This window comes from Bacillus sp. 1A, assembly GCF_052682215.1.
This window is the reverse complement of sequence record NZ_JBQYLZ010000001.1, coordinates 999,038-1,022,529: the sequence shown is the minus strand read 5'-3', so window position 1 is coordinate 1,022,529 and position 23,492 is coordinate 999,038. Positions and strand designations below refer to the sequence as shown.

At 32.7% G+C, this 23,492-nt stretch carries 25 protein-coding genes, 1 tRNA gene and 4 pseudogenes; 3 read left to right on the top strand and 27 right to left on the bottom strand.

The features are described 5' to 3' along the window. Positions 1-15 precede the first annotated feature (15 nt). From ACUN0F_RS05145 to ACUN0F_RS05130, 4 genes and pseudogenes are all read right to left on the bottom strand, one after another. The gene (locus ACUN0F_RS05145) at positions 16-255 is read right to left on the bottom strand and encodes a holin (protein ID WP_149173893.1); all 240 of its coding nucleotides are present in this window, start codon (positions 253-255) and stop codon (positions 16-18) included. Then, positions 255-486 (bottom strand): annotated as a pseudogene (locus tag ACUN0F_RS05140) (hemolysin XhlA family protein). The gene ACUN0F_RS05145 and the pseudogene ACUN0F_RS05140 overlap by 1 nt, the downstream one beginning before the upstream one ends. A 77-nt stretch (positions 487-563) precedes the next feature. Further along, positions 564-935 (bottom strand): hypothetical protein, encoded by a 372-nt coding sequence (locus ACUN0F_RS05135; RefSeq protein WP_327988116.1) that lies wholly within the window; start codon positions 933-935, stop codon positions 564-566. Between the two features lie 479 nt (positions 936-1,414). Further along, a pseudogene (locus ACUN0F_RS05130) lies at positions 1,415-1,737 on the bottom strand (N-acetylmuramoyl-L-alanine amidase); the annotation flags it as partial. A gap of 258 nt (positions 1,738-1,995) precedes the next feature. Here ACUN0F_RS05130 and ACUN0F_RS05125 point away from each other — a divergent pair. Then, the gene (locus tag ACUN0F_RS05125; RefSeq protein WP_327988117.1) at positions 1,996-3,090 is read left to right on the top strand and encodes a response regulator aspartate phosphatase; all 1,095 of its coding nucleotides are present in this window, start codon (positions 1,996-1,998) and stop codon (positions 3,088-3,090) included. Then, complete coding sequence (locus ACUN0F_RS05120) at positions 3,087-3,224, top strand: hypothetical protein (protein ID WP_000737575.1); 138 nt, start codon at positions 3,087-3,089, stop codon at positions 3,222-3,224. Before ACUN0F_RS05125 ends, ACUN0F_RS05120 begins: the two co-directional genes overlap by 4 nt. Before the next feature lie 538 nt (positions 3,225-3,762). Here the strand turns inward: ACUN0F_RS05120 and ACUN0F_RS05115 are convergent. From ACUN0F_RS05115 to ACUN0F_RS05050, 14 genes are all read right to left on the bottom strand, one after another. Beyond that, positions 3,763-4,875 (bottom strand): RNA-guided endonuclease TnpB family protein, encoded by a 1,113-nt coding sequence (locus ACUN0F_RS05115; protein ID WP_445539221.1) that lies wholly within the window; start codon positions 4,873-4,875, stop codon positions 3,763-3,765. A gap of 11 nt (positions 4,876-4,886) precedes the next feature. After that, on the bottom strand, positions 4,887-5,285 hold the full coding sequence (gene tnpA, locus ACUN0F_RS05110) for an IS200/IS605 family transposase (RefSeq protein ID WP_445539220.1): 399 nt from the start codon (positions 5,283-5,285) through the stop codon (positions 4,887-4,889). Positions 5,286-5,666: 381 nt separating this feature from the next. Continuing rightward, on the bottom strand, positions 5,667-7,121 hold the full coding sequence (locus ACUN0F_RS05105; RefSeq protein ID WP_445539219.1) for an S-layer homology domain-containing protein: 1,455 nt from the start codon (positions 7,119-7,121) through the stop codon (positions 5,667-5,669). A gap of 401 nt (positions 7,122-7,522) precedes the next feature. Further along, positions 7,523-8,050, bottom strand: a complete 528-nt coding sequence (locus tag ACUN0F_RS05100; protein ID WP_327988951.1) for a nuclear transport factor 2 family protein — start codon at positions 8,048-8,050, stop codon at positions 7,523-7,525. Between the two features lie 159 nt (positions 8,051-8,209). Further along, entirely contained in the window at positions 8,210-8,602 is a 393-nt protein-coding gene (locus ACUN0F_RS05095; RefSeq protein WP_001046382.1) for a nuclear transport factor 2 family protein, read from the bottom strand. Between the two features lie 4 nt (positions 8,603-8,606). Beyond that, positions 8,607-9,428 carry a cytoplasmic protein gene (locus tag ACUN0F_RS05090; protein ID WP_327989181.1) on the bottom strand — a complete coding sequence of 274 codons (822 nt, stop codon included), beginning with the start codon at positions 9,426-9,428 and terminating at the stop codon, positions 8,607-8,609. Between the two features lie 170 nt (positions 9,429-9,598). Continuing rightward, positions 9,599-10,219, bottom strand: coding sequence for a DsbA family protein (locus ACUN0F_RS05085; RefSeq protein ID WP_327989180.1), 621 nt, complete (start codon positions 10,217-10,219; stop codon positions 9,599-9,601). Between the two features lie 714 nt (positions 10,220-10,933). Beyond that, complete coding sequence (locus ACUN0F_RS05080) at positions 10,934-11,086, bottom strand: hypothetical protein (RefSeq protein ID WP_327989179.1); 153 nt, start codon at positions 11,084-11,086, stop codon at positions 10,934-10,936. A gap of 71 nt (positions 11,087-11,157) precedes the next feature. Beyond that, positions 11,158-11,231 (bottom strand) — tRNA-Ile (locus tag ACUN0F_RS05075). A 233-nt stretch (positions 11,232-11,464) separates the two neighbouring features. Next, positions 11,465-12,460 carry a type II toxin-antitoxin system antitoxin SocA domain-containing protein gene (locus ACUN0F_RS05070; RefSeq protein WP_445539218.1) on the bottom strand — a complete coding sequence of 332 codons (996 nt, stop codon included), beginning with the start codon at positions 12,458-12,460 and terminating at the stop codon, positions 11,465-11,467. A gap of 40 nt (positions 12,461-12,500) precedes the next feature. Continuing rightward, on the bottom strand, positions 12,501-12,932 hold the full coding sequence (locus tag ACUN0F_RS05065) for a hypothetical protein (protein ID WP_445540805.1): 432 nt from the start codon (positions 12,930-12,932) through the stop codon (positions 12,501-12,503). Between the two features lie 644 nt (positions 12,933-13,576). After that, on the bottom strand, positions 13,577-14,857 hold the full coding sequence (locus tag ACUN0F_RS05060; RefSeq protein ID WP_445539217.1) for a purine/pyrimidine permease: 1,281 nt from the start codon (positions 14,855-14,857) through the stop codon (positions 13,577-13,579). 127 nt (positions 14,858-14,984) lie between these two features. Continuing rightward, a complete protein-coding gene (cynS, locus tag ACUN0F_RS05055; protein WP_001081567.1) occupies positions 14,985-15,434 on the bottom strand; it encodes a cyanase in 450 nt (149 codons plus the stop codon). Positions 15,435-15,465: 31 nt separating this feature from the next. Next, positions 15,466-16,047 (bottom strand): beta-class carbonic anhydrase, encoded by a 582-nt coding sequence (locus ACUN0F_RS05050; protein ID WP_327989250.1) that lies wholly within the window; start codon positions 16,045-16,047, stop codon positions 15,466-15,468. A 167-nt stretch (positions 16,048-16,214) separates the two neighbouring features. On the opposite strand from ACUN0F_RS05050, the gene ACUN0F_RS05045 reads away from it, so the two are divergent. Continuing rightward, the gene (locus ACUN0F_RS05045) at positions 16,215-16,646 is read left to right on the top strand and encodes an Lrp/AsnC family transcriptional regulator (protein WP_327989249.1); all 432 of its coding nucleotides are present in this window, start codon (positions 16,215-16,217) and stop codon (positions 16,644-16,646) included. A gap of 168 nt (positions 16,647-16,814) precedes the next feature. Here ACUN0F_RS05045 and ACUN0F_RS05040 read toward each other — a convergent pair whose 3' ends face one another. From ACUN0F_RS05040 to ACUN0F_RS05000, 9 genes and pseudogenes are all read right to left on the bottom strand, one after another. Next, positions 16,815-17,027, bottom strand: a complete 213-nt coding sequence (locus ACUN0F_RS05040) for a hypothetical protein (protein WP_445539216.1) — start codon at positions 17,025-17,027, stop codon at positions 16,815-16,817. 66 nt (positions 17,028-17,093) lie between these two features. Then, positions 17,094-17,372, bottom strand: a complete 279-nt coding sequence (locus ACUN0F_RS05035; protein ID WP_445539215.1) for a hypothetical protein — start codon at positions 17,370-17,372, stop codon at positions 17,094-17,096. A gap of 299 nt (positions 17,373-17,671) precedes the next feature. Beyond that, positions 17,672-18,232, bottom strand: a pseudogene (locus tag ACUN0F_RS05030) (DNA/RNA helicase domain-containing protein); the annotation flags it as partial. 158 nt (positions 18,233-18,390) lie between these two features. Further along, on the bottom strand, positions 18,391-19,440 hold the full coding sequence (locus tag ACUN0F_RS05025) for an RNA-guided endonuclease InsQ/TnpB family protein (RefSeq protein WP_445539214.1): 1,050 nt from the start codon (positions 19,438-19,440) through the stop codon (positions 18,391-18,393). Between the two features lie 5 nt (positions 19,441-19,445). Beyond that, on the bottom strand, positions 19,446-19,847 hold the full coding sequence (gene tnpA, locus ACUN0F_RS05020; RefSeq protein ID WP_445539213.1) for an IS200/IS605 family transposase: 402 nt from the start codon (positions 19,845-19,847) through the stop codon (positions 19,446-19,448). 170 nt (positions 19,848-20,017) lie between these two features. Further along, positions 20,018-21,157 (bottom strand): annotated as a pseudogene (locus ACUN0F_RS05015) (DNA/RNA helicase domain-containing protein); the annotation flags it as partial. Between the two features lie 147 nt (positions 21,158-21,304). After that, positions 21,305-21,634 carry a nucleotide pyrophosphohydrolase gene (locus ACUN0F_RS05010; protein WP_087983708.1) on the bottom strand — a complete coding sequence of 110 codons (330 nt, stop codon included), beginning with the start codon at positions 21,632-21,634 and terminating at the stop codon, positions 21,305-21,307. A gap of 68 nt (positions 21,635-21,702) precedes the next feature. After that, positions 21,703-22,065, bottom strand: a complete 363-nt coding sequence (locus ACUN0F_RS05005) for a hypothetical protein (protein WP_149214117.1) — start codon at positions 22,063-22,065, stop codon at positions 21,703-21,705. Between the two features lie 57 nt (positions 22,066-22,122). Further along, positions 22,123-23,046, bottom strand: a complete 924-nt coding sequence (locus tag ACUN0F_RS05000) for an HNH endonuclease (protein ID WP_087983706.1) — start codon at positions 23,044-23,046, stop codon at positions 22,123-22,125. Between the last annotated feature and the right edge of the window lie 446 nt (positions 23,047-23,492).

Genomic DNA, 23,492 nt, shown 5'->3' with positions numbered 1-23,492 from the left:
GTTTGTATTTCTATTTCATTTCCGATTGTCATCCTTTTTCATAATTTTCGTATGGTCAAACAATCCACTTGCTGACAATCCGATAATCATTCCTTGAAATATATTCATTTTGATATCTTGAGACAAAAATAAAACACCTAGCATAATGCCAAGCGTCAAATTTAATATCGGGATATATTTCGTTTGCAATCCATTTGTTTTTGCAATTTGTGATAATCCTACAACAACCCCAATTATGGCCGTGATTTCAATCATTACATACCGCCACCTTTCAAGAGGAAAGTCAGAGCTGCTCCAACCACCAATAATAAGGCGTAAGATCCATGTTGTATTAGCACTAATCTTATCTAATTGCTTATTGATATTAATAATGTCTTTTTCATTACCTGTTGTCCGCATTTCTAAACTTCTAATCTCTAATCGTATGTCCTTAATATCTTGCCTTATTTCCTGAACATCACCTTTCATCTCCTGTATATCATCCATATTGCCACCTCTTTCCCATTTCTTATTTGATTTAAAATAAAAAAGCCTACATTATATATGCTCGACTTTCCGTTTCATTATTTAGTTCCTTCTTTTTTATCTGCCTCATCTATATGTTCCTCGATAGAATTCCCAGCATCAACTTCTACAGGAACTTCTACTACTGGATCCCCAGATTTGACAATGGAAACCGTAATTGGACTACCTCTAAATAGCTCCACGTTAACATTAAAATTGCTAGCGGTAATAATCCCAGCATTCACTAAATTATCTACAACATCATCAATTTCCATGAATTTATTGTAATTACCTGGAATCACATCCTCATTCGGGGCTGGATTTTGAATGAATTGCATTACTAACTTCTCTAAGATTGGAATGATTTGATTGATAATTTGGCTCTGTAATTGATTTTCCTCTGGATGTTTATTTTGGATAGGATTTTTCATCTTGTTCTCTCCCGCTAAAACAAAAATAGAGCAGCTTATAGCCACTCCGTTTGTATTTTCTTTTCAGTTGTTATTTTTGTTAATTCTTCAGTTTTTAATTGTGCTTTAGAGATCTTCTATTTATACCTTTAACATTCTCGTCTGATGTGTTTAATTTATTTGTGATTTCACTATCTTTTTTCTTTATTTTTTCTATAGATTTGTTAAATCCTTCATTTGGCTGTCTCATTTTAGTAACTGCTTTTCTATTTCTACTTGTGTGTTTTTCACTGGAGTAAGAGTTTGTATAATCTCTTTAATATTTTTGAAACTTCATTGTATTACCACGATACTTTTTTAGCACCTTCTACTTTTTAATTTCATTATTTTTTTGTGTATGCAATATCTATATTAGCTAAATCAATTGTTTCTTTACTAATTCTACATCAAGTATAATATGCTCCTAACCTGTGCCACTCATACGAGTGGACCTTAACCTTTTATCGAATATCTACAATGTCAAAATGTTTCTCTGGTGCCCAACGATTCCCACCAATATCAATCCAGCCTTCTTTACGGAAGAATATGTAAGAGGCTCTTTTGAGTTAATACTGCCTTTGTATGCGCCGTTAATTCCATCACAATAGCTTACTTCATATCCTTCTGGAAATTTTGATATTGCTTTGAAGGGTCTCCAATAATAATGCTCTGCTTTTACCCAACGGCTTCTACCTAAATCTAACCAAACATCATTATCTTCTCCCCAGTATAATACTTCTGCTGCTTTCGTAAAGTCCCCCAGATATTTACCGTGTGGTCCATCGTTACAGCATAAGAAATGAAATAGTATCTATTGTTTAAGATTATGTAAGTCTTCTTTTTTGTGCTATACTTTTTTTGAGTCTAGTAATCGTCATTTTACGGTAGCCCTCAAAACATATATAATAAGGGCTGCTATTGTTAGTTAACTGAATTTTCCGACTCTTATTGAGAAATGGTATATGATGGATTTAGTCTTATCTAATTTCTGTTATGATATTTATTAAGATATATCATATATATATGGGATGAGGAGGATACTATGAACGTTTCAGTTAAGGGGAACGATAAGATTACACAGCTTTTAAATGAATGGTATATAGAAATCCGTGCAAGAAGAATTAGTCAAGCGCATAGACTGAAAGAAGAGATTGATAAAAAGATTAACAATATAGAAGAAGATCAGAATCTACTATTATATTACTTCCTTTTAGACTTCCGCTTCCAATACATTGTAGATAACTTAGGTGTCTCTGCAAGTAGCTTTGATAAGGTTGAAGCATTTGAGATTCCAACAAACAACTTTTTAACTTACTACTATCATTTCTTTAAAGCAATACATACTTCGGGTATTGGTAACTATACAATCGCCAAAGAACAGTTTGACAAAGCAGAATCTCTTCTTGAATTAGTACCCGACGAGATTGAAAAGGCGGAGTTTTACTATAAATTAGGTGCTTTTCATTATGATATTTATGAATCACTTAACTCAGTTAAATATACGGCCAAAGCAAAAGAGATTTTTGAACAACACGAGAACTATGAACGTAACGTCGGGTTCTGTGAGAATCTTCTTGGAACTGCATGTACAAAATTAAAAGAATGGGCATTATCAGAAGAACACCTTATCAAAGCTATGGATATATTTCAAAAGCTTGATGAGGAAAAGTATATTCTTATGGTTAGACATAACCTAGGGTATATGTACTCTAGTCAAAACCTCTCTCCTTTGGCGATTAGATATCTTTCAGAAGTAATAAACCATAATCCTAAACATCACAAGGCAATCTTCTTAAAAGCTAGAGAACATTATAAATTGAATGAACTTGATATTGCGAAGGATTTAGTCGATAAAGGTTATAGCATATGCCTCGAATTAGGCAATACAGAGTATATCCATCTATTCTCTATTTTAAACTGCCTCATCTCAAATGTATCTGGAGAAGATTTAGAAAAGACTGCACTTGAAGGAATATCTTACTTTGAAAGCGAATCACTATATGAGTATGTGGAAGATAGCCAAGAGTATTTGGCTGTTAAATTCTATGAAGAAAGAAACCATATTAAATCAAGTGAATACTTCTATCTGGCTACGAAGACACGACAAAAAATCAAAGAAAGGGAGTCCTTAAAATGAAAAAACTAGTATTAGGATTGATGGGCGTTTTAACAGCCTTAACTTTGACAACAGGTATTTCCTCTGACAAGGGTAACAATGAATCTGTTACACCTGTTATTATGATGATGGAACATGGAGATCACGGTGGTTGATATCCTATTTTAATGTACACAGAATAGATACTAATGCAAAGGGAAGAATGTTTTCTTCCCTTTTTATATTGCTCCACTTTGTATATGCTATCAATTCTTTTTAGCGAAAAATTTTTGTGATTTATAAAATAGCCCTCTTCCTGTAACGCGATTTTCATACGTGGATAACCATATTCTTTGTGCTTTACGTGAATCAATCGTAGTACCTTTATTAATCATTTCTCGGATTCTATTCGCATGTTTTTAATACCTTTGGTATGAATACTTATAGTAACTTGAACGATATACACCCGCAAATTTCGTAAACCATATAACTGGATATTTTGTCTTTAATGATTCAATGACATCTCTCTTTATATTTTAGTACGCCTTCATTTAGAGATTTGGATACTACTGTTGTGAACTACCCGCCACTTAACGTCCTAATGGACTGTTTGAAGTGGGGGCTTCTCGGTTAGTCGTTACTTTTGATAGCTAACGAATTCGTCCTAAGACAACCGAGCTAACTCCCTCGTTCCAAGGGTTATTTTATTGCTATCTATGCCAACGCTAATAGGCGTATTGCTTCATTTTTGATATTGATAGCTGCGTTATAATCTCTATCGAGATTTACACCACATATACAAGAATATACTCGCTCAGACAATGACATGTTTTTCACATTTCCACAACTGCTACATGTTTTTGTGGAAGGAAACCATTTGTCTATTTTCACAAGTTGTTTGCCTTGTTCGTGTAGTTTATAAGCTAAAAAAGAAGTGAACATACCCCAACCATTGTCAGCGACACTTTTTCCAAAATGAAGTGCTTGCGACATTCCTTTCATATTTAGATCTTCAATAGCTACAACATCAAAATGAGTAGCTAACTCTTTAGACTTGTGATGAAGGAAGTTCTTACGTTGGTTCGCTACTTTTTCATGTAACTTAGCTACACGGATACGTTGTTTATTGCAACGAATAGAACCTTTTGTTCTTCTTGATAATACTCGTTGTGCCTTTGCTAATCGGTCTAACATTTCACGATAGAACTTAGGATAATTGGCTCTCTCATCCTCAGAACTAACGTATAATCGATCCATCGCAAAGTCTAATCCAACAACTGTTTCTACTTCTTTTTGTACAATCTCTTTTTCGTATTCAGTCAAGATAGACACATAGTATTTACCAGTAGGTGTCATAGAAATCGTACATGACTTGATTACATGGTCTTGTGGTATTTCTCTATGCTGCTTGATACGTACCATTTTCAGTTTTGGCAATTTAATATGACCGTTAAGCAACATAATATTTCCGTTCACTACATTCGTTGTATAAGACTTTCTGTCTTTTTTGCTTTTGAATGTTGGGAATTCATTTTGACCACGAAAGAAATTCTTATAGGCAGTTTGCAAGTTTAGTTGAGCATTTGCCAATGCTAATGAATCCACTTCTTTTAACCACTCAAATTCTGCTTTGTATTTCGCAGGAGTGGGAAGCTTTTGTTTGTTTAGTTGTTCCTTATCATCTTTGTATTTTTCGTACACTTCTTTTCGTTCAGCTAACATTCTATTATACACGAAACGTACACAACCGAAGGTTTTACGCATAAGATATGCTTGTTCTTCTGTTGGATACAAACGGAATTTATATGCTTTATTATGCTTTGTCATATCATTTCACCTCACTTTTCACCTTGATTTTCAATATATTTTTTTACTACGTCTATTGATGAACCACCAGTAGTTAGTAAGCAAAAACTTCTTGACCAAAACATCTCTTTCCATAGTTTCTTTCTCACTTGTGGAAAGTCTCTCTTGATGAGTCGAGAGCTTGCACTTTTATAAGCATTGATGAATTTTGTCATTTCTGTATTAGGGTGTGCCTTGAACAAAATATGAACATGATCTATATCATGATTCCATTCAACTAATGTGATGTTATAGCTTTCAGATAGTCGAACAAACATATCTTTTGCATAGTCTGGCATATCATCATTAAATACATTTCTTCTGTATTTCACGACCAATACAAGGTGATAATACAACGAGAATACTGAGTGGTTATTACTATCTAATTTCATTGATATACCAAAATTTATAATTTATAAGACTGATCATATCAGAGGCAACATAAAATGCAAAACCTTTTGGCTACGCCAAACCGAAATTCATCTCCCACCTACCGTTGGTCTACGCCCTTCACACGCTTGAGGAAGGAGAATTCTTTCGGGGAATTCGTTAAATATTCAACCTTTGCCTTATAGTAGTCACGTTCCTCTTCAATCTTTTTTAGTCATGAAAAATCCCCTCCAGTTAATAGTGTAACATCCATGTGTTTACATGGTCTTTTTTACACTGTCCACCTAAAGGGGATAATATCACAGTAGATCTTTTTCAAAAAATCTCTAAGCTCTAATATTGTCTATACTTTACTGTACGAAAATCTATACACTACTTAAATATTACTTTCCTTGTACAGAAATTCCTAATACATAGTAATCTGGATGTAGAGTAACTACAGACTCTCCAGGGCTCCCCCACTCTAGAGGACTTACATTTAATTCAACGCTATGATTATCTTTTTCAAAACGATTGATATAATCCTTATTATTTTTTATAAAACTATCAATTTCTTTTTTTAATTCTGGATTTGGATTTACTAATTTATCAATCTCTTTATCAAGTGTGAAATTCGGATTTATCATATGCATCCAGTTTTTCGCTAGCTCAACAGTTGATTTGTCAACGACAAACACGAAATCGAAATTATCTTCATCCTTCCCAACAAACGAAAATGAACCATGAGAATCAATCATTCTTGGCAAATTAGGAGTATATAGATCAATTTCTGATGCAACGTATCTATATCTGAAATTTGCATTATATTTCTTATTTACTTCAGTAACAAGATTTTGACCTTGCTTAGAAATAGATTTCTCTCTTACAGGTGAAATTTCAATTGAATATCTATCAAAGAAAAAATCTTCTGTCACTAACGCATTGGGAATACCTATTGGCGTTACTCCTGGTTTTGTCTCTGGCTTCGTTTCTGGCTTTGTTTCTGGTTTTGTCTCTGGCTTTGTTTCTGGTTTTATTTCTGGTTTTGTCTCTGGTTTTGTTTCTGGTTTTGTTTCTGGTTTTGTTTCTGGTTTTGTCTCTGGTTTTGTCTCTGGTTTTGTCTCTGGTTTTGTCTCTGGTTTTGTCTCTGGTTTTGCTTCTGGTTTTGTTTCTGGTTTTGTTTCTGGTTTTGTTTCTGGTTTTGTCTCTGGTTTTGTCTCTGGTTTTGTTTCTGGTTTTGTTTCTGGCTTGTTCACACTTTTAATTCCATTGTATAGAAACTGTGCATATTGCTCACGTGTTACAACTCTTTTTGGCTCGAATAAGTTACTTCCTGTACCAGCAGCAATTTTACTTTCCTGCACTGCACTGATTGCCTTCGTAGCCCAATAATTCTTGTCAACATCTTTGAAAGTTGTGACAGTTGTTGTTTTTAATTGAAATGCTTGTGTTAGAACAGCTGCCAATTGTTCCCGATTTAAGACCTCATTTGGTCCGAACTTTCCATCACCATATCCACTCATAATCCCTGCTTTTGTGATTGCTAAGATTTCTTTTTCGAACATAGAACCTTTTATATCCGTAAATGGATTTTGAAATTTAGCATCTACATCTACTGGTTTCAAGTATACATAAAGCAATCTAGCAACTTGACCACGTGTAATACTATCGCCGAAACCAAAAATGCCATTTCCATAACCAGCTACGATATTTTTCTCTTTTAGATCCATAATTGCTTTATATGACCAATGATCAGTAGGAACATCTTTAAATGTTGTATCTGCCTGTACATTTGTTAAAGATGTTAAAGTTGTTGCTGCAAGTACTGCACCTGTTAAAATCATTTTTTTCATTTTCATGCTATTTCCCCTTCTTATCCTAATTATTTTTACGAACAAAAATATACTTTATTTTCCAACATAAACATAATAACACAAATACATTATATTTATATATAATTATTTATCGTTATTAATGAAAAAAAAACTACTTCCCTCCAGAATGCTATAGACTCACTAAAAAAACTCTTCTTGCCTATAGAAGAGTTTTTACTACGATGTGACTCTTACATCAAGAGTCTTATCAATTTTATTACGTATAAATTAAACCTCATTAAAACAAATGTTGAGTTGAAAAAAAGTATAATCAAAAATGCTCGACAAACCCATATGAAAAATAAGAAGAATCCATTTTGAAAAAAGGTTAATCAAAATGGAGTCTTTTGTTAGAAATCTAAATTTAGTTTATATATATCTTCTACCTAAAACATCGTATTATTATTAGCTGCCTCATTTGGAATCTCTTGAATTACATCCCAATGTTCAACAATCTTTCCATCCTTTATACGAAAAATATCCACTATAGCAACTCCCTTATCTTGAGAATTAGTACGAGAATGTACATGAAGAGCAACTGTATCTCCTTCAGCTACTACACGTTTAATCTCTGCAGAAGAATTTGGATTTTTTACAAAGTCCTCCTTAAAGAAATCCATGAAGGCTTTTCGTCCATCAGCAACAAAAGGATTATGTTGCTTATAATCTTCACTTACATATTGAGGGATAATATCAATATTATGCTTGTTAAAAACTTCATTATAGAAATCAACTACCATCTTTTTATTCTTTTCTTTTTCTGTCACATTATCTTTCGATACTGGTGCAACATTCTCGCTCTTTATTGAATGACCTTTGGTATTACCAGTTGAAGCTTGAAATATCAAAGTCGACACAATTCCTAAAATAAACACAGAAATCATTATTACTATTAAATTTTTCTCTAATTTCATATATATTTACCTCTTCTAACTTTATAATTCGTCTTCGATAATACGCTCGATAAAGGAAAAAACTCTCCTAGAATGTGATGTAAGAAATATTGTTAGGAAAATAAAATCCATCTATCCTAACAATACTCCTTATACGAGGCACATTAGAAATTAATAACTCTAGCTTAATACCTCATTAACAGTTGCACTGTCCACAATTTGAATAAACTTCTTAACCTTATCGTTCTCATCAAACTCATAAAGATGACAAAAATCTGCTATGAATGATTTCCCTGTTACTTTATATGTTCCACTATATTTTCCATACACGATAACAGTATTATTATTAAAAGCATAAATTTCATCTTTAGCGCTATAGTTATCCCATTCAGTTCCAAGACGTTCATGTACGTTTTTCACTACTTCATCGGGCCCTATATAAGTGCCCGCATATGGAAACCCAGCAGCTTCTGTCCAAGATACTTTTTCACTTAAATACGTTTTGAAAACATCCAATTTTCCTTCGCCAGTTAACACATACGTTTCATGTAATAGTTTTTGATATTTATTCATAGCATTAACCCCAAGGCATTTCTTTTGTTACAACTTTTGCACTTAATTCTAATACACCTTTATTTGCATAGCCTGGATATGCTGTTTCAAGTTTTGCTACAAAATCTTTTGAAGTTTTACTTTCCTCAGAAGCTTGAATTGCAGTTCTTAGATAATCCATAGTTGCATGAATTGCTTGATTATCTAATGATTTTTCGATTGATCCATGGCTCGGTACAATAATGTCAGCATTTAACTCCTGTAATACTTTCAAGTTCTCTATCCATGCCTCCATTGCTGCTTTTGAGCTAGTATCTGCTAAGAATAGATGGATTTCGTTAAATACATCTATACCTCCAATTAATGATTTCAGTTCTCTATTAAATAAGCTAGTTCTGTAATGATCTAAACCTACTAGTTCAAATGTTAGTCCCTGAAAATCAATAGATTCTTCCTTAAACACTTGAGGTAATACCACATTACTTGGTGCATTTTCTCCAAGTGCATCTTTCCAAACTTTTAATTTCCCTAATACAGAATGAACAATATGTTCAACCGTAGACTCTGTAGCATACGCTATAGCTTCTGGGTAAGCAGCTTTTATACTTTCTAACCCAAAATAGTAATCAGGATCTCCATGGATAATAAAGATTTTATCTAGAGATAAGTTATTGTTTTTCAAATAATCCACAATTTCTTTCGAATCAGATTGAGTAAATTTTGAGTTTATTAAAAATGCATGTCCCGCTTTCTCAACTAAGGTTGCAGTGACCATAAAACTTTTTTCATCCGAACTAAACACTGTTAATTTCACATCTTTATGATTTGTATCAATTGTTTTAAACATGGATATTATTCTCCTTTTGTTATAGTTATTGAATAGATAACACACTTTTTTTTGCTTCGACAGAAGGCCCCTCCTCAATTCTCTGAAATGCTCATGGCACCAGTAAATAGATGGGAGATGTATGTCGGTTGGCGTAAGCTAACATGTTTACTACTATAGTCTAAACTCTTTTAGTATAAATTTTTAAAACGTGCTTCAATTTTATCTGGCGTCATTACCCCACCACCAATAGGAATAATTTGATTATCCTTTTGTAAAAGTAATGAAGGATAGCTATTAACCCCAAGCTGTCGAACCTTATTAAAATCATTTTGGACATCTATAATTGTTTCTTGCGCATTTAAACGCTCAATTACTTGTTCAGGGTCCAAACCATGCTCAATTGCAATCTTACGATATGTCTCAGGATCACTTAGGCTTTGTCCATCATAATAAAACGCTCTTTGCATAGCAGCCGTGAATTTTAACAAACGGTCTGGCGCTAATGAACGTAAAGCTGAAAAGCCAATTGCAGCATCTTTCGAATTCATTTTAAAAGTTCCTTTTTCCACCAATTTTTGATAGGAAGGACCAAATTCTGCACCTGTAAGTTGATTAATTCTTTTATTTCCCTCTTCTATATATGAGAAATTTTTTATAGGTAGATCATCTAAAAATAATCCTCCACATAAAACTGTTAAGGGCATTTCAGTGTGTTCTTTGTAAAATCCTTTAATACTTTCTGAAAAACCATAGCACCATCCACAATATGCGTCCCATACGTATATAAGGTTATCTTGTTTTTTCTCCATTTAAATCTCCTACCTTTATTTTTATTAGCAAGTCCAGCTATCATTTAAAAATTTCTATCTAGCTTTTGGGTTTGTAAAAGTGCATTTTTTTAGCAACCATATTATTTTCCCCAAAAACTAATCCTTCTAAAAAAAGATCAACTAAAATTTTTCATTAAAGATAACACTGCACATTATTGCTCTAAAGCAGAAAATACCACCGTTCAGAATATGCATAGTTGTTTTCTGCATTGGACGACAACGTATAGACCGCTATCCTCAATTAAGTATATAAATCTTTTTCTTAAAACAGGAAGTTGTTGTAACTAAATAAGTTACATCTTATGTAACCATATTAGTTACAACTAAATTAAAAGTCAATTCTTTTTTACAAAAAACATTAAAATTCTACTTTAACGTTTCCACAACTATGGAATTAAAGTAAATTCCCTTTACCATAAATGTCTATTTTTCAAAGCAATGAATGCTAAAAAACATCTTCCCTTAATATGTTTTCTTTTAGTTCTATCCTAATTTTCATTTTATATTGTCCTAAAGTAACTAAATCAAACATTTTGAGATAGAAATGTAGCACTTTTTTACACAACACAAAAGAAATTCATCTCTTAACCTTAGGAACCACTGGGATAGCATAATCAATTAGAATCCACGAGGTTTCCGTACTTAGAAATTTCCCACTTAACGACCTTATAGCCTATAGGAATTATAAGTAGTTTAATTTTCTAACATGGATTGTGGAACAACTTTTTTTCCTACTACTTTAAATTCAATTTCCCCTTTTTCTCCATACATTAGTTCTATAATTGGAATAGTTACCATTAATTTTCCCTTCTTTTTTCTTTCTGTCTCTAAATCAATTATTTTCATGTCACAATCCCCTTTATTTATTATAAACAAGGAGAAAGCACTCATTTGAGTGCTTTCTCCTTGTTTATAAGTGGACCTTGTAGGACTCGAACCTACGACCGAACGGTTATGAGCCGTTTGCTCTAACCAGCTGAGCTAAAGGTCCAAAGCATAAAATTTATTTCATAAAGCGCATTCATATATATCATTTTACCATATAATGTATCAATTCACTTTACTTTTTATTTAATATGCAAATTTACATCGTGGTAAAAGTGTTTATATTCTGTACTCCTAATATTTTGTAATTAGTATTATCTTTTAATACCTTTACAGAGTTCTGATTAACAGTAAAAAATGTATATATCAATCATATTAAAAATGATATAGTTACAATATTTACTTGTTTATATTACCAAATACTCTTATGCTATATTGTTTAATATCAGAAATAGTAACTAAATTATATGTCCGTTTCATTGTGTTAAAGCAATTATCTATCTCCTCTTTTTCTAAGATAGATTTACACAAATCATTATCTTCTAATTCTAGATCAGCTACTGCCCATGGTAAGTCAAATAGAATCATTTTCTCTAAACTCTTCCCACTATAACACCCTAAAGTATTAGCTACACACTCTAATAGTTCCTTTTCTATTTGAGTTAACTGATTTGTACTATCATAATTAACTTCAAGATTGTCGTACTGATATCCTTTGTATTTATCAAAAATAACTCGATATACCGGGCCGTGACTTCCTACTTCACAATCATCTTCAAATAAATATGTTCCAGTAAACACCCTACAAAATCCTTGCGAGTAGTATAAAAGTTTTTGAAGAGCTAAAGGAGTAACATCATCATTTTTATATAACAAATAGTTAGCAACTTCCTCGATTTTCGTAGCTTGCGTAGAAGTAAAATCCTCGTTTTCTTGTAGCTTTGCAATTGCTTCTTTAGAGACCCTATATGCTTTTTGAGTAATTAAATCTTTATTTCTTTCCAGAATATCTAGCATAAAAGATTGATCCCTACTTAATCTTTTCAATATATCCGAGTACTGCTTTGTCGGAATATCTCCATTTACATACCTTGTTAAGGTAACCTCTCCCCAACCTAAAAGCAAAGATAACGGACGTTTTCCAATCTTATATTTTTCTAAAATCTCTCTTATCTCAGAAATAGTAACTAACTGTTCCTGTTGTCTATATACATGATCTAATTGTTCTAAATTATAATCATGAATGTTAGGAACAAATATTTCAGATTTACACTCTGCGCAATTTGCTTCTTTACCTACGTAATGATATTGCTTCCCTCTAATGACCGTCACTTTTGGAACATCTTTAGTAGAATACTTTACCATATCTCGACAAAACTCACATAAAACCAACATAAAAATCCTCCCTCATTCTAAAACCATTAGTCACTTATCTTTACCTAAAAAGATAAGTGACTGGTTTATTCCTTTTATGAAAAGAAACAACAATCATGTATTTGTTCCTATCCTTATTTTCAATCAGATTCGTCTTAATATATATGTCTACCGACTTCTTTTGTCCCCAATCATCTAGCTCATATTGTGGACAAAAGATATACAATTTTTCATGAGCAAAATTTGGATTTTTATTATCAACCGCATAACAAAAATCACGTACTCCTATATTAAGAAGAATCTCTTTCACTTTACTAGCGTTAATCTTATTAGCCTCTAAAAATTCACTATTCTCTTTCCTTTTTTCATTTCGAGAAACCGTAAATCGATTATTTTTAATTAATTTTTTAAACTCTAATATGTACTGCTCAATCTCCCCGATTGTAAAATTAATGTGCTTTTTTGTCTCCCTATTTTGAAAGCTAATATGCATTAAAATTCTTTCCCCTTTCAAATCGTACCTCATATTTACTAGAAACACAAGAAAAAACGTATCAATTGATACGTTTTTAAGATTAATAGTAGACTTCAATTTATTCTTCTAATAATAAGTACGTTTATGTCTTCTACGAAACTTCTCTATAGTTATTTTGTTGCAATTCGTAAATCTATTGTGTATCTATTCTAGAATCACAGTTTCATATATCCGTGTATACATTTAACGTTAAGAAACTACATATCTCTCCAATTCCCCTGATGTACAAATCAATTACTCATATTTATTCTCCCCTATATAAACTTCCTATTTTAATTTGTTATTATCTACAGAAATATATGTTAATACCTGTTTAAACCCAATCAAAAAAGGCCTCCTTAAGTCGATTAATTGTGCATAGCAAAATAAGCTAAATACACTAATCGGCTCAAAGAAACCCTTTCAAAATTAAAGTAAGAACAAAACTTACTTCTACAACTCAACCACAACACATAAGGTGTGGGAATAAACGGAATCAAATAAACTAACAATATACCTATATATTACAAAATACATAGGTTTATATCAAGATATTTTAAAATATTTCCATATGATGATTTTCATTCCTTATTTTCTTCCAAATAAAAAAGTATATAAATACTTTACTCTTTCCAAAACTGTTCCAATTGAATGACAATCACGGTACCCACGAGTAAGCCATTCCTTAAAACATATTGTAAGGAAGAAGGAATGCCGCTAAATGCGCTTTCTGGAAGAAACATTATTCCTAAACTGATTAATAATGTAATTCCTAATATAGTTAATCGGCGTTGATTTAATTCTTCACGTAAAATCGATTGAAATGAAATGCCTATTACTTGGACAAATGTTGCTAAAAGTGCAGCATTGGCAATAGGGCCCGGAAGCAAAGATATAAAGCTTACGATTGAGGGAATAAAAGAAATTCCTGCTAATATAAGACTTGCTATAAGGAACGAATTCATTTTTCTTTGTCCTGTTAATTGAATAAATCCTGCTGATGCAGGTAATGGTACAATACCAATTGTAGAAAACAACGACGAGATAATATGTGACATACCTCCGACCCATACACCACGGTTCAGTGTTTGCTTATCATTTTTTTTAGATAAGGGAGCAACTTGTTTTACAGCTGAAATAGCCGCAATTGTATTTGCAACTAAAAGAAATGTAAATAAAGTTGCAGTTAGGGTCATTCCAATATCCAATCTAGGTGTGCCCCAAGCAAATATCTCTGGTAACTTAACTAGCGTTGTGTGTGTAGGCATATAAGATGATTTTCCTAAAAGAGCATACAAAAGCCAACCACATGAAATTCCAAGTAACACAGCGTAACTTTTCATCCATCCTTTCCCTTTAATTGATAAGAAAGTAATAAGGGCAAAAACAAAGAGCGCAATAGTAGCTGTTGGATAGTCAGGATGAGTTGCAGATCCTTCTAATCCCATCATTCCTTTTAGTAACACACCACTAAGCTGAAGTGCTAAGATTAAAAGAAAAGTCCCTGTAACTAAAGGGGTAAATAAACGTAAGATTCGATGAACAAGCCCTGTTACACCAAGAACGAAGAGTAATATACCTGCAATAATTAACCCACCTTCTAAAAGTTGCAACACGTCTTTTGCACTTTGTCCCTGATGCATAGCGACATGTCCCAGTATGACAAATATACTTACCCATGAACCAGCAGGACCATCCGCAATGGGATAGTTATGTCCAAACAAAGCTTGTATAAATGAACTTACTCCCACGACTAAAAAAGTGCGCTGCATTAATGTTGAAATATCTTCTATTGATAAATGGAATATGCCGCCAATAATGATAGGTAATGCAATTGCATTTGCTAATAGAAACACAAACCACTGTAGAATACTAAAGCTCGTATTAAAGTATTTTTTATTCATATTATTCTCCTTTACCGAAAAAGAATCTCATAGTAAAAATCCATCCTTTCTATACACTTTGATTAAAAAGGATGGATTTTGTAAATTTATAAGATCATATTAACTATATAGATAGATTTTTAATTAATTACCATGTACGGAATGGTAAGAATTTCCCATTAAGTGTAATAACGATACGAGGATCGCCACCTTTTGGATCTTCTTGTGTATCCACACCTAGATTGAAGTTGATTGCACTCATTACACCTTCGCCAGCTTTTTCTAAGATTAATTCTCTAAGAGTTGGTGCGTATTGTAACATCATTTCATATAATCGATATAAGATTGGGTCAGTAGGAGGCATTTGCATTACTTGACCTCTAAGTGGAACTACTGTTAATGCCTGCACTACTTCTTCATCTAATTCTAATAGTTTACCGATTTTTTCTGCCTCCGGACGTGTCATTGTAGCCTGACCTAATAATGCTGTTACAACCCAAGTCTCTGAGTTTTCACTGACTTTTGAAATTTCTTCCCATGTTAACCCTTTTGCGATTTTTGCTTCCATAATTTTTTGTGTAGCTTCTTGTCTATTCATATCTAATAACTTCCCTTCATATAAGTAATAATTAATGTTTCATACCTTCTAATGTTTTATATCCGTCGACTACTAAATCTAATTTACCTGTGTGAGGATCAATAACTAAACCATGTACAGGAACATCTTTTGGAATAAGTGGATGATTTCTTACTAAATCAACATTAGCTTGAGTCGAATCGCAGACATCATCGAATCCAAATAACCATTTTTCAAGGTCAACACCAGCATATTCAATAGCTGATAAAATTTCTGGTGAAGCTACTCCACGGTCTAATATTTTTTGAAGTGTTCCTTTTGGATTAGTTTGACTCGCACCACATCTATGATGTCCGATAAGAAAGATTTCATCTGCATTTAGATCATATACTGATGCTACAACACTTTGCATAACACTATCGAAAGGAGAAGTAATCTTACCACCTGCATTTCTAATAACTTTTGCATCCCCATCGTGTATATCTAAAGCTTTTGGAAGTAGCTCAATTAAACGAGCATCCATGCAAGAAACAACAACCATACGTTTTTTAGGCATTTTTGTTGCTTCACGGAGAGCGTATTCCTTATTTTCTACAAATTGTTCATTGAACGATAAAATATCTTGTAATAACATATTAGTAACCTCCTTTAAATCTAGATGTATTTTTTTGTTGCGTCCTCTGTGTTATAAGTGAATATAACTAATAAACAATGCGATGTAAGAGGATAAACTAAGTATAGTGAATTGTATTGATAAGCAGAATCAGTTGGCGAAACACTTTCTGGTTTTCTACTTTCACGGTGAAAGGATTGGTTTATATCATTGATCAAACAGATTTTGAGATACTAAAATTATTAGGAGAAAACTCAAGAATACAATGGAAAGAACTAGGTCAAAAAATACATATGACTGGGCAGGCTGTAGGAAATCGAATTAGGAGATTAGAGGATCTAGGGATTATTGAACAATATACAATCGCAATAAACCGAATCAAACTAGGACAAACAGTGACTGCATTTGTTACTTTGTTTGTAACATCAGCTAATCATCAAGAGTTTATGGACTTCTTTCAAAAAGAAGAAGAAATATCTGAAGTACATCGTGTAAGTGGTGAAGGATGTTATTTATTAAAAACACATTTTGCTTCTAATGACGAATTGGATAACTTTCTAGGGCGACTATTAAAATATGGGAATTATCGTGTTAACCTATCAATAGGGAAGTTAAAATAAAGTCTCTTTTCTTCGGAGAGGATAGTAACGTAATTTTCTAATTCTTATTTGTACAGAGATAATAAAGTCGTTAACTTTTTATCTTGAATAGTAAGAGCCTTACTACAATTTGTGTGTAGTAAGGCTTTTTTAAGTTTTTTTGAAAAATGCGAGTCGTTCTATTAATAGTTATTTAGACCATTTTCCTTTAACCGCCACTGTTTCAATAATTTTTGTTTGGTTTGAATTTAAAACATCAGTAATTTTTCTATTTGTTTCTTTATGCGTGTATCCGAATACATACCATTGACAGACTTGTCCTAAGGTATATATATCCATTGATGGTGCAAGAATCACACCTTTTTCTACCTGTTCAGGTGCAAAAAAATCATAATTTTCCAATCCTTCAACTTTAACAGTTTTTACTTTTAGTTGATAGTATTCAGATTTTCAGCTTGATTTTTACTATTACAATTTGGGACATTGTTCTTCAGCCAATTTTCTAATAAATCTAGCTCTTTTAAGACCTCTGTATTCGTCTAAAGTTATATCTCTTACAATCGACCACGAACCAAGCCACATTGCTTCTCTAATATAACCATTCGGGATTTTAATTTGGGAAGTATCGCAAGCATTTCTTCCACACATAACAAATAAAGCTTTATTGTAATCATCTTTATAATCTCTATTGAATTTATGATCTTTCATATATTGTTCAAATCCGCAATTACTACATTTAATTTGCACATTTCTCAGCTCCCTGTCTTTTGTTGTTCCGCGTATCGTTTAATAGGTTTGATTAATAACTTTGGATGTGTTTGTCAGAAGAAAAGGTTTACATTGTTCGGCATTAGATCCAAGCTTACTAAGCCTGCCTTACCACTTCTCCCCTTCATTTATATAGATTTCGTTTACGATTTACATTTGTAATAATTAAATTTATGCAAAAATAAAGGGATGTCCTAGGACATCTCCTTATTTTTGTTCATCTTATACATAACTTATCTAAATTTCCAACGTTTTCACTATTAAGGCTCTGTTTTTATTTATTGACTTACTTTTACTATTTCCTTTAAATATTTTTGCATATTTTGATTTACTGCATAGACATAACATCCATTTATCCCTCGTGATAACAATACATAATAAATACGTTTAATATAGGATGTTAACTCTTCATTATTTAAATCCGTTCCCTTAATCGGAAGGCCGTTTCGATCTTTATACTCTTTTGGATTGACGATGATTTTTGCTTTATTCAAATCATAGTCTCCATTTTCTTCACCTGTGTAATAACAATCAATTTCTGCTCCTAAGATCACTCCAACATAATTTAAATCAGCACCTTGAGTAGTATGAATACACCCTATTTCCTCTACACTGTTTTTAAAATTAATCCAATCTTTTACCTTTGAGTTCCATATAAATGTATTACCTGTAACAGGATCTTTTATATCATATAGATTCTTATCCTTTTGTGTAGCCCATTTCCAAGAATAGCCTGCGACTACACGACATAATTCATATTCTTTATTTAAAGATTTGATAGAATCATTTAATTCTGTAATAGAGTCCATTACTTTAAAGTCATAACCCTTTGACACTCCCACGTCTAAAGCCGCAAGTCCTACACCTTACGGTGTAACGGATGGGATTCTTGAATGACTAAGCATTCGCAGTCCATTTCTGTTTTGAACAGCCTTCAAGATGAGGGTGTGCCATCACCCCTCCTAAGACAGACCATATAGGTTCTTAGGCTGATTGACTATTCGTAGCGAATATTCATCGCCCCAACGATATCACGATGTTTCTCAAATCCACATTGGCACTTGTATTTTCTGTCTTGCGCCTTGTTCTTTTCAGAACATTTCGGACATGTTTGACTTGTATAAGAAGGGTTCACATATTCGACCTTTATGCCAACTAATGTTGCTTTGTACTCGATGAATTGTGCTAAACGATGGAATGACCAAGTGTGTAGATTTTTTTCGTTTTTACGGCTTGTTCGTGCCGTCTGTCTAATGTTCGTTAGTTGCTCTAATCGAATGACAGAAATATTATTATCCGTTGCAAAATCAACGATTTCACGACTTACTTTGTGGTCTTGGTCTTGCATCCATCGTTGTTCCTTATCATCAATTTGACGAAGGGCATTTAGTTTCTTAGCTTCTCCTAACTTCTTGCGAACACTGCGAAACTTACGTTTCATAAATTTGTTTTGCCTACCGTTCCCGAAGAAACGAACTTTATCATCATTTGTGATGACTACCGCAGGAACTTTAAGACCTAAGTCTACTCCTAAAATCTTTGTTCCCGTTTTTTCGTTTGTAGGAATCGTGACAGATATTTGAGCAATCCATTTAGCAGATTTCTTCGTGATACGGAGTGTACCTAACTTGTGCTTCAACAATTCGAAATTGCGATTATATTTGTCGTTTAATAAAGCGCAAACCTTTAAACGAGTTGACTTTCCGTTTACCATAAACGGAATTGAAATGTGCGTGAAGTCAAATGAATAGTTTTGGTTATTCCATACACAAACAGGTCTTTTTAGAATCGTAACGATTTTGTATTTACTCTTTTTCACCTTTGTAGAAAATACACTTTTCGCATCTTTAATTGCTTGATTTTTCACCGCACTTGGGATATTGGCCTCAATATCCTTTGTACTTTTCTTCGTGCTTTTCTTTGCTTCAACCATTTCAGATACAAGGGCATTAATGACTTTTATATACTCGTGGCTACTTTGTTCCAATAGCATGATTTGTTGTTTTGTTGGAAGCAATTTAACTTTAACTGTGATGGTTTGTGGCACAAGTTTCACCCCCTCGTTTTTTGATTTTCAACATAATGTTTTATTGTCTCACTTGATACATTTCCAGCAGTAGAAACAAAATAAGAACGCGTCCATAGGCTCGGCAAGTGTTGAAGATGAGGAAACTCTTCTCTCAAACGTTTTGATGTCACTCCTTTAATTTTTGCCATTGTATCAGCAGGACTAAGTTTTGGTGGTGTGTTTAAGAACAAATGAACGTGGTCTTTGTCGCATTCCATTGCAACAATAGAAATATCCAATTCTCCGCATATTCCTTGAACCAACTCTTTGAAACGTTCTTCTACTTTTGTATTAAGAAAAATCTTTCTTCTGTATCGTGGGCAAAACACAAAATGATAGTTAATTAATGACACGGTTGTTTTGGTTCTTCTATAATCATTCATCACGTTTGCGTTGTATCAGTTAGGTTATAAAACTGCAACGCGAAAGATGAAAAAATAAAAGATACCGACATTTTGGATACTTAGAGTGCCACAAACCTTGCGGTTTTTAGTAGCACTCCTTATCCAACCTCACTTTCATTCCATGCCTAAAGGCGAGGGGCTTTCTCGTTCGGGAAAGGCTGTAATAATCCTTCCTCATAAACACCTACATTATTTGCTATTTGTAGATATTTACGCAGCCATGCTAGATATTGCTCTCCAGATTTTAAACGGAATTGTTTATGTAAGGGATGCCTCTTATAATTCGCTGTCAACCGTTGGAATGCATCTGTATCTATATCTGCAGGTCGAATTGTTTGGTATGGATCATAAACCACAGTTAAGTGATACGCAAATGTTTCTATTAACTCCAACTCAGTTGTATAACCATTATCAGTGACTAAATGTTTTAAATCACGTACTTGTTTACCAAAATATTGTTTCAGACGATGCGCTTCGTCCACAAAAACATATTTATATTTTTTGTCCCTACTTTTTGCTTGCTTAATAAATTGTGAAGGTGACAGTACTGTAATACTTTGTAGACCTAGTTTGTTCATTAAGCCCTTATATAAATTTAATGAATGATTTTGCGGAACAACAAGTGCTATATCTTCAAAATTTAATCCCTCTCGCGCTTTACCAGTTTCATTGTCATAGGCAAGCGCATATAAGATGTTTGTTAATACAATTGTTTTGCCGGTACCCGGGTCCCCTGTAATCAAATGTCTACTATTTGATGTGGTAATCATTGTATTAAAAATGTCTTTACAGACTTCAATTTGATTAGCCGATAGCTCTTTAAATGGTGAATATTTATAAATAAATTTATTATGTATCTCACCTAACTTCTCACTAGCTACCCCTTCTTCAATTAACTGATTCCAAATTTCCTTAAACATACTCTGAACATTTTCAATCCCGTTATAAGAATGAATCTTTTGGCCCCTTACTTTATTCAGTAAATTAAATTTATCATCTGCAGATAAATATTCAATTAACAATGTTTCAATATGCTTAATTGAACTTTCATTAAATAATTCGCTTTTTATTACAATAACTTCATTGAATGTTTTACTTTCATCACATAAATGTGCAACGAAACGCTCATATATATCTGTGGACTTACCTACATATAAATTTTTCTTATCTCGTTGAATATAGACTACTGGTACTGTATCAATTTCAAAATCTTTCGTACAGCCTTTCTCAAAATCTTTTCGCTTCTTCTGAATTATTTCAAATGAAGATAATTTTGCTGCAACTGATATCAATTAAATGCCCCCAATTTTTAAGTTAAAGAATATTTGAGAGTAATGAATATTGTCTACTGTTTAAATCTAATACACACATAATACTCAAAATCCCATCCCTCTTCTTTTACATATTTATTTCAAAAAAACTGTAAAACAATAATCGTTTTACAGTTCATTATATTTTTTATTTTTTCCAAATGCCTTTTCTACTGGATATTTCTCTGCGTTCTTGAGTAACTTAGCATGTACTGCCTCTTCTAAATCAATATTCAATTTATCACTTAACATCAGCAAATAAATCATAACATCAGCTATTTCTTCTTTCATTTCCTGCATTTTAGTTTCTGTTGCTTCTTCACTAGATTTCCATTGAAAAGTTTCAAGTAATTCTGCTGCCTCTAAATTTAATGAAATTGCCAGATCCTTTGCATTATGAAACTGCCCCCAATTTCTCTCATCTCGAAATTTTATTACTGCCTTTTGTAAATCTTGCATCACTATTAATCTCCTCTCTTTTCCATACTACCTTTTCAAAATAACACGCACTTTATATAGAGCCTCAACTAATCCACCTTAATCCAAATATAATCGTCCTCATATTTAACATTTAATTTTAATCGGATTCCCTTCATATATTCCTCTAGTTGCTTTGAAAGGCTCTCATCACCGACTTGCTCATATCTATCTACATCTAAATATAATTTAAATACACTTCCATTCGTTAACTCAAATTCCCACTTTAGAAAGTTATGTAACATACTTTCCCTACTCATGTATTCATTTGCTTCCATATATTCAAGTAGCTCATGTAAATTATAATATACTAAGCTACTTGGCCTGAGTTCATGACATTTTGGACAATATTCTCTATACCTATCTTGCAATTGCATAATCATTTCTGTACCACATTGATTACAGTTATACATGTAGCAATCTCCTTCAATTCTCTTATGTTCTTCATACACTTGAGATGATAAATTCTACTATTTTGTTTTAAAAATGTTCTTCTTATGCCACTTAAAGTATAATTTATTTTCTGAGTGAATTTCTATCTTAGCTTTGGGTGTTAATCCAAATGTTAAATAATCTGTTTCTACTATCAATGGAGAAATATGCAGTCGGCCTTGTCCATCAAATGTAATAAACCCTTTATCATACAAGGCATCATGATTACAGCAAAGTAACACACCATTATAAGAATTTAATCGTTCCATACTTGTGCTATCTTTCCATGGCTTTGAATGACTCGCTCTTAACAACTCTGGCAAATTTATTCCACATAATGCACATTTTCCGTTCCATAGTTCCATTAATGCTTTCCTGAATTTTTGCTGTCCAATTCGAATTGTAGCTTTTACCTCTGATTCCGTTTCAGATATCACAGGGATTAATGTGTTATTATCAGTCCTTCTTACCTCATCAACTGATAATTCTAATTGCTCATTTTTCTTCTCATAAATATTTAAATCACTAATTAGTTCAATTAATTTAAGGGCTAATTCTTCATTACATGGATATAAATATCCTTGATTTCCTTTCGCATCTGATTGAAAAGGTGAATATTTAATTGGCAACAGCTGCGATATCTCCTCAAATTTCTCACGTATGTTAATTGGCTTTTCTAACTCATGATATTTTAAAGATACCAAATAGCCCTCATCATTCCATTGATCATGGCTTTTCATAATCGATGGTTTATTCGATTCCTTACAATCTTCTTCAGCGATACTAATTGCTACAATATTCCCTTTTACATAATGAAAGATTCGATCTCCCTCTTTTACATCCATCATTCTTTTCCATGAATGTGGTACATTACCGCCTCTATCCTTTTTAGGTGACCAAATAATTTCTAATTCTTTTTCCTCTTGATAAGTATGTCCTTGCATAACAATAAAATGATTCATATATTCTCTCCTAAAGCGTTTATTTACTACGCTGTATTCTAATTAATATAATACTAAAAAAACTCTTCTATGATTAGCAAATAGCCTGCTTAAATGTATATTACTCATCTATCATACATTTCTTAATTTATAAGATTTTTTCTACTGTTACACTTCATAATTTAAATCCCCTACACAATGGTGTTAATATGTATCACAGAAATATCTACGAAAGTAGCACATACGCTATTATTAAATCACGTGATATAAGTTCTATTTTAATCCTAAACTATTCACTCCTGTAACCACTATAAAACTTTGTAAATCCCTTTACTCAAAAATTAAGATTTTCAACTAAATACTCACTTATGAAAACAAAAGAGTTGACCTAAAAGGTCAACTCTTTTGTTGCAAATTCTTTATTTCTCTTCTTCCTTTTTTTCCAATTCCCGTTCATTTTTAGCGAT